The organism is Spirosoma lituiforme (assembly GCF_054776635.1).
Window position 1 is genome coordinate 381,184 of record NZ_BAAHBO010000002.1, and the last position, 15,382, is coordinate 396,565.

The following is a 15,382-nucleotide window of genomic DNA, read 5'->3' on the forward strand; positions in this document are numbered from 1 at the left end:
GCATAGGAGTATTCGATAAAATTATAGTGATGCTCAGGATGCAGTTTTTTAAATTAAATGCTTTCAGCATCAATTGTTGGCTCGATTGTACGCTGTAAACTTATCGGCACATTCGACAACAAGTCATACCCTGTCTGCCTTTCAACATCATCGACACTCACCCTATAGCTTGACCAGGGCTGTTCGCCTGTTGCATTTGTGTTTGGCATCCAGACCGCAATGATTCGCGTCTGAGCGTTTATGCGGTTTACATCATCTGAACCCACAGGCAGCACGACAATCACCTTCCAGAGGGCAACGGGAACGCTTAGCTTGCCACTGGCTATGCTTGTGGCTTTTCCATTGTCGCCCTCACCACCTTTGCCATACGTGCCGGCAATAATATATAGCTCATTATCCTGCGCTATTAGCCCACGAGCGTAGTCTTCCAGGTTCTTCCATGCCTGCCGGTTGTGCTGCGGTGCCTGAGGGACAATGTTGGTTAGAATGAAAGTAGTTCTGTTCTCTTCGGCTGTACTATCCCGATCATCTGAAGGGCAGAGGTGGCCCCGATCAAAGCCGGTATTCGTATAATCAGCATGCCGGGCTTGGTACCAAGTAGAGGGCAAAGATTGATCCGGAATGAAGTTGCCAGCGTAGCGGCTAGCCGATCCTTTCCAGGCTGAACTTAAATGCCAGCTACACCAGTTAGCGATGCCAGTGGATTGATTATAAGAAAGTGAATAGGTTGAGCGAGTAATCAGATAAGTGTTTGGGCTTGACTCTGACGACTTTGCTCCATCAGGATTGCCCATCGCCATGTTGTCGTCGCGAGTGGGGGGTGTGTTGGTTACAACAGGTACACTCGGCTTTTTACACTGATCAAGAGATACAATGAGTAAAAGACAAATTATAACCCTGCCAATTTGATTACGAAACGACATAGATAAGACATAAAGGTGAGTCGCCTGTAAAAGACATTGTATGCAAATACGTATGCAAACAAAAAACCGCCAACGTTGCTGAAGGCGGTTTTCTGTTTGTAACTACTTGGTAGTCAATGAGCCAGTGGAGGGATTCGAACCCCCGACGCGCTTGCGCATCCTGATTACAAATCAGGCGGAATCGACCGCTATCCGACACTGGCAACAATTCCCAGTTCGTTTCCGAATTGTGATGCAAAAGTAGTGCTTTTAACCCTTTGGTGCAAGATCACGGACAAAAAAAAGAATAAAAAAAGTGGCCTGATTGACACCAGACCACTTTTCATTTTGTTTATCAGGGGCTTACGCCTGCGCTACACGCAACTGATGACGGAGGTCATCCAGCTGTTTTTCGGCTTCTGCGATTTTCCTATCGATGTCAGCCCGGAGTTTATCGGCGTTTTTCGAGCGGGCAAAAAACTCGATGTTGTTCCGATAGGTAGCAATATCATTTTCAATGGAGGTAATGCGCCGACGGATATCGCTTTCCCGCTTGTTGTCAGGATTACCACCATCGCGATTGCCACGACTATAATCACCCCGGTCGCGGTCGCCCCGGCCACCCGCACGGGTTGCTTCAGCTTCGCTTTGGAGCATGATCCGCTCTTTATCCTTGGCCGGAATTTTACCTGTTGCGCCAACCAGTGCGTTTATCGCGTTGATGTACCGCTTCTGGGTCGACTGCATGTCCTTTTTGGGAACGAAGCCAATACTGTTCCATTCTTTCTTAAACTCGTTAAGTTGAGAAAGATCAGCGTTTGCGGTTGCCGCTGCTTCAATCCGTTCAATCAGCGCTACTTTACTGGTCAGGTTACCTTCAAACTCCCGTTCAGTTTCCTGATTTTTCGACCGCTTTTTATTAAAGAATGCATCACAGGCTGCTTTGAACCGATCGAAGATAGAATTCTTCTGCTTTTCGGGAACCTGTCCGATGTTCTTCCACTGGCGCTGCAGGTCAATAACGGTCTGTGTGATTTCGGGCGACTCCTCCCCTGCTGCCAGGATAGCTTCCACCTGCTCACAAAGCTCCGTTTTGGCACGCAAATTTTCTTCCCGCTTACTTTCTAACTGGCGGAAGAACTCTCCCTTATTATGGAAGAATGTTTTCAGTGCAGCCCAGAACTTCTTGCTGAGTTCTTTGCCTTCTTCGCGGGGCATTGGCCCTTTGATGGCATTCCAGCGATCCTGCAAAGCCATTACCGCTTTCGTCTTATCGTTCCAGTCATTGATACTGTTCGACGTGAATGACGTAATGGGCACTAGTTCTTCATATATAGCTGACTTCTCTTCGTACAACTGCGCCGACTCTTTCCGTTGCTCGTTGGTTTGACCCCGGCGTTTATCGTACAAAACGTCCAGAGCAGCCTTCATACGGCCCCACAGCACTTCCTGTTCCGCTTTGGGCGCCGGACCAATGTGTTTGTATTCTTCGAACAGCGTGTTGGCTTCGTCAATTGTCTGGCGTGTAACGGGCGTTTCTTCCGCGGCTTTAGCCATTGCTTCCACCTTCTCAATCACCTCCGTTTTGAGGCTGGTATTGCGTTTCCGGTCGAGCTCTTTTAGTTCGAAGTAAATGTTCCGGTTGCTGTAATAGCGATCGACCAGGGCGTGGTAAGTAGCCCAGAGCGTAGCGTTGTGCGGGGAATTCATATTCCCGGCCGCTTTCCACTCATCCTGAATTTTCTTGAACTCGTTCCAGCTCAGTTTTTGATCACCAGCGTTGTTCTCGTCGGTTTCGACCAGTTCACGTAAGCGAGTCAGCAACTCCGTTTTTGACGCAAAGTTGGTGTCTTTCTCCTTGTCCAGATTCTGGAAATATGTATTTTTCTGACTCTTGATCAGCTTGTACAATTCTTCGAACCGCTGAACAGAATCGTCGTATTTATACTCAAATCCTTCCTCAGAACCGGTTTCGGTAACATACACCTGCGAAGCAGCTCCCCGCTCGGCCCGCTTCATCTGGTCGAACAGTGGCTTCACGTCTTTCAACACCTGGTCGGCTTTTTTGAAGTCACCGGGGGTAACGGAAGCAATGCTGATAGCCGCCAGCTGCGTTTCGAGCAGATTGACGAAATCCTGCTTCGAGAAATGGCTGTAATCGATTGTCGATGGAGCCAGCGCTTCGTCTTCAGGTTCGTGAACTTCAGCGTACTGCGCCGTCATCTCTTCATCAACGGCGGCTTCAGATGCTGGCTGCGATGGGCTGTCATCAGCCGCCGATGTCGGATCGGCCTGAGCTGTTTCAGCAACCGGCTCACTTGCTTCGGACGCCGGCTGATTGGTATTTTCTGATGCAACGGGCTCAACGGACGCAGGTGTTTCAGTAACCGGTGTTTGAGGTTGGGTTTCCGTTGATGTAACGGCGTCGACGGACGCTGGCTGTGTATTTTCAGCCGTATCTACTGGATCGGACATAGTTGTTTCACTACCCTCTACAGCAGGTTCTGGAGCGGTTGACTCCGAAACGGGTGTGGAGATATCTTCGGGTGTATTTACTGCCAGCGAGTCAGTAGCCAGGTTTTGAGCCTCCGGCTGCTGGTTAATTTCCTGTTCTTGGTTTGCCATGTTGGGAACGTACCGATTACTTTTGCAAAAGTACGACAATATGCGGATTTTCTTGCAGCAGAGTCATGGAAAAGCCACTAACACAACTCAGCCAATGCCTTCAGCAATCAGCGACTTACGAAATGAATACACCCTAAACGGGTTAGACACCACTGATGTTTTAGCGGACCCGTTTGCGCAATTCCAGCTTTGGTTCGATGCGGCCCTTCAGGCGGGCGTTCCCGAACCCAATGCCATGCACCTGAGCACCGTAACCGCCGAGGGGCGTCCTGACGGGCGAATCGTACTGCTCAAGGGTGTATCGGAGACGGGGTTTGCCTTTTACACGAACTACGAAAGCCGCAAAGGACGCGAACTGACTCAACAGCCTTTTGCCGCGCTGACCTTTTTTTATCCCCAGCTCGAACGCCAGATTCGCATTGAGGGCGTGGTCGAAAAGGTAAGCGATAGCGAATCGGATGCGTATTTCAACAGTCGCCCGCGGGGTAGCCAGGTTGGAGCCTGGGTATCGCATCAGAGTACAATTATCGATAGCCGTGATGTACTGGAGAAACGGCAGCGCGATCTGGAAGCGGAATTTGCCGGAAAAGACGTACCCCGCCCACCCTATTGGGGTGGGTTTCGGGTGATTCCTTATACACTTGAGTTCTGGCAGGGTCGTCCCAGCCGGTTACACGACCGTATTCAGTATCATCGAGCGGAGGTTACCAAACCCTGGCAACTGGAGCGGCTGGCCCCCTAACGAGCATTTGTAACACCAGATAATCTGTTTCGGTGTAGCCCGAATACAGTAGGAAGCACGGCTGTAGCCGCTTACATGAAAATAGGGAGTAGATACGACGTACTCCCTATTTTTACCTAAAGCCTATTCCTAACTTCTTACTTTTTTATGCTTACAGAAGCACCCAAAACTACGTCCGGCACACGCAGTTTGATCAGCGTCATCGGGGCCTCATCGGTTGGTACGCTCATCGAGTGGTACGACTTTTACATTTTCGGATCGCTGGCTACGGTGCTGGCCACCAAGTTTTTTCCGGAAGGTAACCCAACAGCCGCTTTTCTGTCAACGCTGGCTACGTTTGCAGCCGGGTTTATTGTCCGGCCTTTCGGTGCTCTCTTCTTTGGCCGTCTCGGCGATTTGATCGGGCGTAAATATACATTCATGGTCACCCTCATGCTGATGGGTGGTGCCACCTTCTTCATAGGCCTGATTCCGAGTTACAAGACCATTGGCTACCTGGCTCCTACGCTGGTTCTGGTGCTCCGACTTTTGCAGGGCCTTGCGCTGGGCGGTGAATACGGGGGAGCCGCTACCTACGTAGCCGAGTACTCACCCGTGGGGCAACGGGGTTACTGGACATCCTGGATACAGACCACCGCAACCATTGGTCTGTTTGTATCCCTGCTGGTCATTCTGCTCACCCGGAAATCAATGTCGAAAGAAGATTTCGATGAATGGGGCTGGCGCGTTCCCTTTCTGGTGTCAATTCTGATGGTGCTTATCTCCTACATCATCCGGAAAAATATGCACGAGTCACCCCTGTTTGCCAAAGCGAAAGCCGAGGGTAAAACCTCGACGAACCCGCTTAAGGAAAGCTTTGGCAATAAATACAATTTCAAATTCGTGTTGCTGGCTCTGTTTGGCGCAACCATGGGGCAGGGAGTTGTCTGGTATACTGGCCAGTTTTACGCCATGAACTTCGTTAAAACGGTCTGTAACGTCGACGCCATCCAATCCGATGAGCTGATGACCGTCGCGCTGCTCATGGGCACCCCGTTCTTCGTGGTCTTTGGCTGGCTATCGGATAAGATCGGCCGAAAGGGCATTATGCTGTTTGGTATGCTGGTGGCCATTCTTTCCTACCGAACCATTTATGAGTCGATGTACCAGACGACTAACGTGAATAACAAGCAGGAGATTACGGCCAGCTTTTCAACTGATTCGACCGTGACGCCTGACCCGAAAGTGGCGGGGGGCACGATCCTGATCAAAACCAGTAAACGTGCCTATACCGATGGCACGTTACTAACGGAGGTCACCAGGCTAAAGCGCTCGGCAAACCCAGCCACTGAACCAGCCAGACCCGATATCAAACGAACGGTGACCGTAAATGACCGTGATCGGTGGCGGCTGATCTGGCTGGTTTTCATCCAGGTAATTTTCGTGACGCTGGTATACGGCCCGATTGCCGCTTTTCTGGTGGAGATGTTTCCCGTTAAAATTCGGTACACGTCTATGTCGCTGCCCTATCATATCGGCAATGGTGTTTTTGGCGGCTTACTACCCGCCGTGGCGACGTATCTGGCGACCGGAGCCAACGAGGCCAATCTGGCTGCGGATAAAGCGGGAAAGACATTGCCCTACACGGCTCCTTATCTGGAAGGACTCTGGTACCCCATCATTGTGGCAGGTGTCAGTTTATTGATCGGCCTTTTTTATATCAAGAACCGGGCGCAAGTCATCGACTGATACTGGTCTGTCGTTCTCTTTCATCTCAGCGGGTTTCAACTTAGGAAACGAGAAGCCTGATTATACCAAACCGACTTTTAATCTTTTAACACGATGAACGCAGTAAAACGATACCTGGGTATTGTCTGGCTGGCCCTGGCTGCCCTGGCTGGTTATTTTGGCATTACGACCCTGGGTTTACCCAAACTCACATCCGGCAAAACCGACGATCTGGTTTTCGGCATCATCATCGTTTTTGTGCTGATGCCGCTTATTGTGGGCGGTCTGATTCGATTTGGCCTCTATGCGCTACAGGGCGAATACGACGACTGATGGACCAGAAACAGGGGTACTATCCTGTCAACAAGGTACCCGTCTATGGTCCATCAGGAAGTTTGGCCGGTAAACGTGCGCCAAAATTCCGCAGACCGTTTTACCTTTAACGGCTGAATGCAACAATTCCCCAACAACGTCACAAACCCATGCGTATCCGAACCTTTGACGAATACCAGACAGCTTATCAAAAGAGTGTTGACGACCCCGAATCGTTCTGGGCCGAAATAGCCCAGGAATTTCAGTGGCGCAAACCCTGGACTAAAACCCTGCAATGGAATTTCACCGAACCGAACATAAAATGGTTCATCGGTGGCAAACTGAATATTACCGAAAACTGCCTCGACCGTCACCTGGCCACGCGGGGCGACCAACCCGCCATTATCTGGGAACCGAACGACCCGAACGAACCCGGTGTTACGCTCACCTACCGCATGCTCCACGATCAGGTGTGCCGGTTTGCCAACGTGCTGAAACGCAATGGCGTAGTGAAAGGCGACCGGGTTTGTGTGTACATGCCGATGGTTCCCGAACTGGCCATTGCGGTGTTGGCCTGTGCCCGCGTAGGGGCCGTCCATTCCGTTGTGTTTGGTGGCTTTTCGGCCCAGAGCATCGCCGACCGGATCAACGATGCCCAGTGTAAACTGATCATCACCTCGGATGGTGCTTACCGGGGAAACAAAGAAATTCCGATGAAAAGCACCGTCGATGATGCGCTGCTGGGTTGCCCAACGGTTAAGCGGGTGATCGTGCTGACGCGCACGCGCACCCCCGTTTCGATGCTCAAAGGGCGTGATGTCTGGTGGGAACAGGAACTGAAGCAGGTCACCGCCGATTGCCCAGCAGAAGAAATGGACGCCGAAGACATGTTGTTCATTTTGTATACCTCCGGCTCGACGGGCAAACCCAAGGGCGTTGTCCATACCTGCGGGGGCTATATGGTATACGCGACCTACACCTTTCAGAATGTATTCCAGTACGAACCAGGCCAGATTTTCTTCTGTACGGCCGACATCGGCTGGATCACGGGGCACTCGTACATCGTATATGGTCCTTTGGCCAGTGGCGCGACGTCCATACTTTTTGAAGGCGTACCGACCTACCCGGATGCCGGACGCTTCTGGGATATTACGGATAAACACAAGGTCAATATTCTGTACACGGCCCCAACCGCGATTCGGTCGTTGATGGGTGCGGGGCTGGACAAGGTTGACAACCACGATTTAAGCAGTTTGCAGGTTCTTGGCTCGGTGGGCGAACCCATCAATGAGGAAGCCTGGCATTGGTACGACGACCACATTGGTAAAAATCGCTGTCCCATTGTCGATACCTGGTGGCAGACCGAAACGGGCGGTATTCTCGTTTCGCCCCTGGCGGGCATTACCAAGACCAAACCCACCTATGCCACGCTTCCGTTGCCAGGTGTTCAGCCAATTCTCGTTGACGAAAACGGGGCCGAAATCGAAGGTAACGGCGTCAGCGGAAATTTATGCATCAAGTTTCCCTGGCCGGGGCTGCTTCGTACCACCTACGGGGATCACGAGCGCTGCCGCCAGACCTACTTCGCAACCTATCCGGGGCTCTACTTCACGGGCGACGGGTGTCTGCGCGATGAAGACGGGTATTATCGGATTACGGGGCGGGTTGATGATGTGCTGAATGTATCGGGCCACCGCATCGGCACGGCCGAAGTAGAAAATGCAATCAACATGCACACGGGTGTGGTGGAGAGCGCCGTGGTAGGCTACCCGCACGACATCAAAGGTCAGGGTATTTACGCGTACGTTATTACCGATCAGATACCCGAGGGTCACGATGCCGACCTGACCAAACGCGATATTCTGGCCACGGTCAGCCGGGTTATTGGTCCCATTGCCAAACCGGATAAAATTCAGTTCGTAACAGGATTACCCAAAACGCGCTCGGGTAAAATCATGCGCCGGATTCTGCGCAAAATTGCGGAGGGCGAAACGGGTAGTCTTGGCGATACCTCCACCCTCCTCGACCCTGCCGTTGTGGAGGACATCAAAGCGGGCGCTTTGTAACAAACGAGAATGTGCACTATGCAGCAAGCCGGGCGACTAGTCGCCCGGCTTGCTGCATTTTTCGTTAAGCTAATTTCACTCCTCAAGACCGTCTGCCCTTACTGACCAATCCAGCCAGAATATCCTTCCTCATACGTACCGTAACCATCCGATTTCGGGATGATTTTCCTTATACCGGCCATACCCTTTGCAAATTGGATAGAGGAGGATGACCAGGCCAAGCCATACCAGATATACTCCTCCCAGTGAGATACCGGCGTTGGGTGGCCGACCAAAGTTTAGCGGTCCCGTTGGTAAATCGGCTAGTGAATACCCCTGTAGCAAACTCATTCCGATCATAGCCAGGTGTACCAGATACCAGTGCAACATGTAATAGAACATCGGCACTTTGCCATACACGGTCAGCCAGCGGGTAAGGGTGTTCTCCTTCCCATCAATTACCGACAGGAAGAGCAGCATCAGGCCAAGCATGAGCAGCGCGTACAAAAGCGAAGGCGGGTATTTGGTAACGTTGATGAATGACAGAAAAGTAAGCAACCCAGTTCTCTGACCAGACCAGGGGGCCGGGTCTCCGTATACATTCAGGAAACGCAACAGTATAAATAACAGCAGAGATCCCAGACCGATCCGCAGCAACAATGGCTTTCGCTGGTCAATGGACCGTTCCATCAGCGGGCCAACCGCAAATCCGACGAGCATAATGCCCAGCCAGGGAATAAGCGGATAAAGCACGACCATGGTGAAGTGTGGATTAAGCGGAAAGAAATCCGTTTTGAATAACAACGCCCACGCGAATCTGGCGACCACATTTGTGAACGCAGGAACCAGTTGGAGAATATTATGACCGAACAGGATAATCAAGCCAATCATACCGACCCATTTAACGGATAATCTGGCCAGAAACGATAGGACTATCAGGCCACCGCCAATCGCATAAATCACCTGTAAAAGAAGCGATTGAAACCGAATATCGAACCAGAAGGCGAAGTTGATAACCGTTAGTTCGAGCCCTATCAGCACGATGCCCCGCTTCAGCAAAAACCGGCGGGCCGACTTGTCATCGCCCCTGGCCGCCCGTTGTTTTTGCAATGATAGGTACGCCGATGTACCCGACAAAAAAACAAACGTCGGCGCACACAAATGCGTGATCCACCGGGTCATGAAAATAGCCGGCGTCGTCGTGGCCAGATCGGTGGGGTTCTGGGTAAGAGCGGGCGTATGCAGCAGGTCACGAACGTGATCCAGTGCCATAATGACCATGACCAGGCCACGGGTTATGTCGATGGCGGTGACGCGCTTCATATGGGTGATGATTGGTCCGGAATCAGCCGTTTCCTATTTCTTATACCGGCACTGTGTGTTATCCGCTTTCACGTAGTATGACTTGTAATTCAGGGCTTTCGGATTCATGCAGCCTTTAAGATTCAGGACCTCTACTTTCCGAAAGTCAATTGGATGGCTCTCGGCCTGCAACGCGATGTATCCCTCGCCAAGCGGTGTGTCGGCCCGACTGATCCAGTGATTCTCGGCATTGGTATCGAATCGACCGGCCTTCCAGTCGTGGTCGCGACTAACGAAGCCACCGCCAACCTGCGGACGCTGGTAAGTCAGTACGGTATCACCCTCGATGAGGTGATGGATGATCGAGTCGCCCATTACAATCGCTTCGGCGGTTATCCACCGATCGCCATCGTACGTTTTCGAGTCGGAGTCTGTGCAATGTTCCGTTAGCAGTTTACCGTCCATGTGTACCTGCGTACCGGGGGTACACAGGTTGCCCGTATGCCGCTCTCCTTTACCCAGACCACCCAGTAACTGCATTTCCAGGGAGACCGGGAAGGTTTGATTGAGCGACAGACTTTCGGCCGATTGCGAATGGAGCATGATGCCGCTGTTCCGAACATTCCAGGAATCGCCCTCTGGCGTTTGCTTCCCTAAAAATCGATACTGGAACCGCACCCGATAGTACGAATAGGGCTTTTTGTAATAGATGTGGCCGTATTTCCCGTCGAAAGTTTTATACTGGTCATAGACAACACGCATGACCCCGTTTTCGACCCGGAATGTATTTTGATAATTGTCATTCAGCGGTCGCCCGGCAATTTTAATATCCCAGCCTTTCAGGTCTTTGCCATTGAAAATGGACACCCAATCTTCCTGACTGGCCGCCTTTTGCGCAAACGACGCGCTGGATAGAAACAAAATAACAAACAGTACGCGCAGGAATGGTTTCATAAGTGATGGTCAAGAATGGAATGGGTTTACTACTTCAATACTTCTACGGTATTCAGTTCCGGTCCTCCGCCGTGGTTGGCCGAGCCCGCAACGATGTATATCTTACCCTCATGAACAACGGCCTGCGTACCATGTCGACCCTGGTTTAATCTTGGCCCGGCGGTCCATTTGTTTGTCTTCGGGTCGAGGGCTTCGGCCTCGTTGTGAGCCAGCAGCTGCACAGTTTCGCCCCCGATGATCCAGACTTTGCCGCCTTGGGTTACAGCCGTGGCCCCGGCCCGCTGTGTTGGAATATTGGACGTTGCCGGAAGCGTTTCCCAACGTCCCGTTTTGAAGTCATACACATCGACCTCAGCAATCGTGGTTTCGAGTACTTTATTGATCCGCGCTGTTGAATTACGACCGCCCGCCAGGTACAACTTGTCGCCGACCATGGCAGCTGTAATATGATCGCGGGTGCGCGGTGCATCGGGCAGCCGTTTCCAGGAATTTGTTTTCGGGTCGTACTCATCAAACCAGGCGACATGCCCATCGTAGTGTCCATCAATAATGCCGCAGGCCATGTATATCTTGTTTTTATAGACCACTACCCCGGCCGATCCCCGCAACCGTTCCTTTGGTATTTCGGGACCCGTTCGCCATTTACCTTGCTTGGGACTATAAATGTAGATGTTTGGCAGGGGTGTTTCGTGCGGATACTTCCCCTGAAACGCGCCCATTACGTACAGTTCTCCATTATACGTAATAGCCTGAAAATGATTCATCTCAACGGGTGGCGTTGGGAGCGTTTGCCAGACGAGCGTTTTCAGATTCAGCGCTTCCAGCGGTTTTATGCCTCGCCCGCCAACGGCATATAGACTATCGCCAATCAGTGTAGCAGCATTCTCATGCCGGGTCGAACAGGTATTCTGTGTGGTTACGGGCTGCCAGGTTTGGGCATACCCGGTGAACCAACTGCCTAGCAGACAAAAAAGGGGCAAGTAACGTACCTTCATAAACACGAATAGAAGAAAAAGGATGACGAATTAATAAATCAGAATACCGCGGGATACTACTCTAACCAGTCCACGTTTTACCAGACCAATCGTGCTGATCGGATCAATAAGTTAGTTGTGTGGCTTACTCAATGGGAATGACGGTGGAATTTTTCACATCGGCCATAACGAAAAAACTACTGATGTGCAGCGTACCCGGTATAACGGACAACTGCTCCTGATAGAAGTAATTATACGTTTCCATATCGCGGCTGACGATTTTAATCAAATAATCGAACGTGCCCGATACACGGTTGCACTCCAGCACATCGGGCAGAACACGCACTGCCGTTTCAAAATCAGCGAAAGCATCGCGGGTTTGCCGATCGAGGGTTACCTGGCAGAAAACGATCAGTAGATTGCCTAATTTCTTCTTGTCCAGAATGGTCACATAGCGCGCAATGACCCCCTCCCGTTCGAGTCGTTTTATACGCTCGTGAACGGGCGTTTTCGAGAGGTTAATCTGCTGCCCGATCTCCTGTATTGTCAAACGGGCATTTTGCTGCAACAGCGTCAGGATCTGGCGATCTGTTTTGTCTAAACCTTCCATAGCGGCATTTTTACGGCTTCAGCCATTTTAGTTAATCATATATAGACTTTTTTCCTGTCATATAGACATTCATTAGCCTTTTATCCTGAAAACTTAGTTTCTGCTAGAAAACAAATATAGCCACTTTACCTTTGTGACAAGGAAATAAACAACCTCCCAATCGTATCTACTTGTCATGGTTATTGGTGTTCCAAGAGAAATTAAAAACAACGAAAACCGCGTGGCATTAACGCCCGCTGGTGTAACCGAGTTACGTAAGCATGGCCATACGGTTTATGTGCAGGTAAATGCCGGTGAGGGCAGCGGGTTTGAAGATGAAGAGTACATTGCGGCTGGCGCCACCATGCTACCCACCATCGAAGACGTTTACGGTATCGCCGAGATGATCATGAAGGTGAAAGAGCCGATTGCGGCTGAATACAATCTGATCAAGGAGAACCAGTTGCTATTCACTTATTTCCACTTTGCGTCGTCGGAAGAGTTAACACAGGCCATGCTGGCAAAAAAGGCGGTCTGTCTGGCTTACGAAACCGTTGAACGGCCCGACCGTAGTTTGCCATTGCTGGTTCCTATGTCGGAAGTAGCTGGCCGGATGGCGGTTCAGGAAGGAGCGAAATATTTAGAGAAACCACTGAAAGGCCGGGGTATTCTGCTCGGGGGTGTACCAGGTGTAAAACCAGCGAACGTGCTTATTCTGGGTGGTGGCATTGTTGGTACGCAGGCCGCTAAAATGGCTGCCGGTCTCGGTGCTCACGTAACCATCATGGACGTTAGTCTGGCCCGCTTGCGCTACCTGTCGGACATTATGCCGCCAAACGTGCAAACAATGATGTCGAACGAATACAATATTCGGGAGATGATCAAAACATCCGACCTGATTATTGGTGCCGTACTGATTCCCGGCGCCAAAGCCCCCCACCTCATTACGCGGGAAATGCTGAAACAGATGCGGACCGGTACTGTATTGGTTGATGTAGCGGTTGATCAGGGCGGTTGCATTGAAACATGCAGCCCGACAACACACGAAGACCCGACATTCATTATCGACGGTGTTGTTCATTACTGCGTCGCCAATATGCCGGGTGCTGTTCCCTATACGAGTACCCTTGCCTTAACAAATGCCACCCTGCCTTATGCGCTGCAACTGGCCAACAAAGGCTGGCAGCAGGCCTGCCTCGATAACACAGACCTTAAAATGGGACTGAATGTCGTTGATGGCAAAGTGGTGTACAAAGGTGTTGCTGAAGCATTCAATTTGCCATTGACCGATGTTAGCACGCTGCTGACGACCGAGGAAATGGCCTAACAATATTACTTATTCATCGACAGACGCAGGTCGCATTCGCAAGAGTGCGGCCTTTTTTTCTATACTGAACTTATAAATACTGCGTTACCAACGCGTTCCATTCTTCATCCAGAGAGCCCGGAAAGAACGTGGCTCCTGCGCGCCGGTACCAGTAGTTTGCGTTGAACCGGTCTCCTTCTTTCCGGTGCAGATAGGCGTGCAGACGATCGTAGCTAGGCTCTCCTTCGCGGCTTTGGGCAATGTTATGAGCCTGCTCCCAGTTTTCGTTGGCATCGTACCAGAGCCCTTTCAATACCGGATGTACATCAGTAGGGGGTTCAGGTTGGCTCAGGGTATCGTTGAATTGTTCCAGCGTCATTTCAGCACGATTTTTTGTGATAACGAAGTCTTTACGTACGGCTCGTAAGCCGGTGTAACGTAAATGGTGTAATCCTTTAACTGGATAGCCCGGTAAGGATGTTTCATGACCCGGGGCAAATGTTCGCCAAGATTCTGAAAATCGTTTTTGGGTATGATGGCCAGATCGGCATCTTCCCAATGCTTCTCGGTTGGCCAGATATTGTAATGCTGGTAGAAAAACGGAATCAGAAAATCGAAGATAAACACATTGGAATGTGCTGGAATTGCCTGGCCCAGGTTTTGAATGATCGCCACATCGGATGCTGGTAGCATAGGTTCCTTAATCGGATCGTACCGATGCTTCACCAGGTTACGAACCAGAGCCCTCCACTGGTAGTCTGGCCGTCCGACCTGAACGATGGGTAACTGGCTAATGAGCAGCAGTAGACCAACCAATATCGGTTTCCAGCTAACCACGGATTTGCCTGCCCCAAACAGTACCCATACGAGCAGACAGTAGGTTACGGAAAAGGCATAAACCAGTACAAACCGGGGAGGCCACGTTAGCGAAACCAGATCGAAGTAAGGATTGGTGCCATAATATGTTGCGCCCTGTACCCAGTTCGATAGCAGCAGGGCCGCCTGCGCTACTACGTATACGAGTAAAATGCTCCCTGTTTGCCGCCAGTTTACCTGATACAACCCATACAGCAACGCCCCCACAGAAGGTAGCAACAGGACTATGGTCTGTAGCAGCAACAGGCCATTCCGACGGATAAAGACCCGATCGTGTAACCCGTTTTGAATCGCCGTAAGCGCCTGCTGCAAACGGGGCTCCGGCTCGGCTGCGTGGTTTTTGTAGGATAAAAAAGCCATTCCAGCAATAAACACCAGCGCCCAGCCTACCAGCACAAACCAGAACTTCGGCTGTGTCAGCACGCCAAAGATGGTTCGCCGGCGATCGGTAGCGAGATACTGAATGCTGACAAAGGCCAGATGAATAGCCCCGGCCAGCAACGCACCATCTTCCTTAACCAGCACAATCAGGCAAGCCGTCAGCAGAAACCAACCGGGGCGGTTTGCCTGCAAAGCCAGCATGAACAAGATAGAAAGCGGGAAATACGTAAGCTCAGGATGCCAGCCAATGCCGGGGTGATCGTTGAACCAGAACCAGACGGGTCCAGCCAGCAGTACCGCCAGTACAAGCCATAGGGCCCAGCTCGCCATTCGGCTGCTAAGCTGGCGTAGCAACAAGCCGTAGCTCAACAGCGAAAGTCCCGTCTGGATCGCAAACACGGCATACGGACCAGCCACGTAAATGAACGGTCCCCAGAGCAACATGGCGTAGTTGTTATGGATCCGGTCATCATATCCCCAGATGTTTTCGTAAAGTACTGGTCGGCCATTCATCCAGCTGCAGGACGCCTGCAGAAAGATGTACATGTCATTGAAGGTGTAGTATAACCCTTGGAACCGAATAACCTTAAACCAAAAAAATAAGAGTAAAATCAGGCTACTGGCAGCAACCGGAGCAATCCACTTTGTTCTCATACATAAATCAGGA

General features: G+C 51.1%; 13 protein-coding genes and 1 tRNA gene. 5 read left to right on the top strand and 9 right to left on the bottom strand.

The annotated features are described in order from the left end of the window. Window positions 1-53: 53 nt before the first annotated feature. From ACYU87_RS10025 to ACYU87_RS10035, 3 genes are all read right to left on the bottom strand, one after another. On the bottom strand, window positions 54-800 hold the full coding sequence (locus ACYU87_RS10025; protein WP_461133930.1) for a DNA/RNA non-specific endonuclease: 747 nt from the start codon (window positions 798-800) through the stop codon (window positions 54-56). Window positions 801-1,042: 242 nt separating this feature from the next. Further along, window positions 1,043-1,126: transfer RNA gene (locus tag ACYU87_RS10030), tRNA-Thr, on the bottom strand. Window positions 1,127-1,265: 139 nt separating this feature from the next. Further along, window positions 1,266-3,527, bottom strand: coding sequence for a DUF349 domain-containing protein (locus tag ACYU87_RS10035; RefSeq protein ID WP_461133931.1), 2,262 nt, complete (start codon window positions 3,525-3,527; stop codon window positions 1,266-1,268). A 94-nt stretch (window positions 3,528-3,621) separates the two neighbouring features. Between ACYU87_RS10035 and pdxH the strand changes: the two genes are divergently transcribed. The 4 genes from pdxH (at window position 3,622) to acs (ending at window position 8,354) form a co-directional block, all read left to right on the top strand. Further along, window positions 3,622-4,269, top strand: a complete 648-nt coding sequence (pdxH, locus tag ACYU87_RS10040) for a pyridoxamine 5'-phosphate oxidase (RefSeq protein WP_461133932.1) — start codon at window positions 3,622-3,624, stop codon at window positions 4,267-4,269. A 147-nt stretch (window positions 4,270-4,416) separates the two neighbouring features. After that, window positions 4,417-5,997: an MFS transporter gene (locus ACYU87_RS10045; RefSeq protein WP_461133933.1), complete on the top strand. Its 1,581-nt coding sequence runs from the start codon at window positions 4,417-4,419 to the stop codon at window positions 5,995-5,997. A 93-nt stretch (window positions 5,998-6,090) separates the two neighbouring features. Next, window positions 6,091-6,309, top strand: coding sequence for a DUF6814 family protein (locus tag ACYU87_RS10050; protein WP_461133934.1), 219 nt, complete (start codon window positions 6,091-6,093; stop codon window positions 6,307-6,309). Window positions 6,310-6,458: 149 nt separating this feature from the next. Then, window positions 6,459-8,354 carry an acetate--CoA ligase gene (gene acs / locus ACYU87_RS10055; RefSeq protein WP_461133935.1) on the top strand — a complete coding sequence of 632 codons (1,896 nt, stop codon included), beginning with the start codon at window positions 6,459-6,461 and terminating at the stop codon, window positions 8,352-8,354. Window positions 8,355-8,483: 129 nt separating this feature from the next. Here acs and ACYU87_RS10060 read toward each other — a convergent pair whose 3' ends face one another. The 4 genes from ACYU87_RS10060 to ACYU87_RS10075 all read right to left on the bottom strand — a co-directional run bounded on the left by ACYU87_RS10060 (window position 8,484) and on the right by ACYU87_RS10075 (window position 12,173). Beyond that, the gene (locus tag ACYU87_RS10060) at window positions 8,484-9,656 is read right to left on the bottom strand and encodes a DUF1624 domain-containing protein (protein ID WP_461133936.1); all 1,173 of its coding nucleotides are present in this window, start codon (window positions 9,654-9,656) and stop codon (window positions 8,484-8,486) included. Window positions 9,657-9,689: 33 nt separating this feature from the next. After that, window positions 9,690-10,589 carry a 3-keto-disaccharide hydrolase gene (locus tag ACYU87_RS10065; protein WP_461133937.1) on the bottom strand — a complete coding sequence of 300 codons (900 nt, stop codon included), beginning with the start codon at window positions 10,587-10,589 and terminating at the stop codon, window positions 9,690-9,692. Between the two features lie 29 nt (window positions 10,590-10,618). Continuing rightward, window positions 10,619-11,584, bottom strand: a complete 966-nt coding sequence (locus ACYU87_RS10070; protein ID WP_461133938.1) for a Kelch repeat-containing protein — start codon at window positions 11,582-11,584, stop codon at window positions 10,619-10,621. 124 nt (window positions 11,585-11,708) lie between these two features. Further along, entirely contained in the window at window positions 11,709-12,173 is a 465-nt protein-coding gene (locus tag ACYU87_RS10075; protein ID WP_461133939.1) for an Lrp/AsnC family transcriptional regulator, read from the bottom strand. 175 nt (window positions 12,174-12,348) lie between these two features. Between ACYU87_RS10075 and ald the strand changes: the two genes are divergently transcribed. Beyond that, complete coding sequence (gene ald, locus ACYU87_RS10080) at window positions 12,349-13,479, top strand: alanine dehydrogenase (protein ID WP_461133940.1); 1,131 nt, start codon at window positions 12,349-12,351, stop codon at window positions 13,477-13,479. 70 nt (window positions 13,480-13,549) lie between these two features. Here the strand turns inward: ald and ACYU87_RS10085 are convergent, their stop codons facing one another. Together ACYU87_RS10085 and ACYU87_RS10090 are read right to left on the bottom strand one after the other, a co-directional pair. Continuing rightward, complete coding sequence (locus tag ACYU87_RS10085; protein ID WP_461133941.1) at window positions 13,550-13,837, bottom strand: hypothetical protein; 288 nt, start codon at window positions 13,835-13,837, stop codon at window positions 13,550-13,552. Next, window positions 13,834-15,261, bottom strand: coding sequence for a hypothetical protein (locus ACYU87_RS10090; protein WP_461133942.1), 1,428 nt, complete (start codon window positions 15,259-15,261; stop codon window positions 13,834-13,836). The genes ACYU87_RS10085 and ACYU87_RS10090 overlap by 4 nt, the downstream gene beginning before the upstream one ends. Window positions 15,262-15,382: the final 121 nt, after the last annotated feature.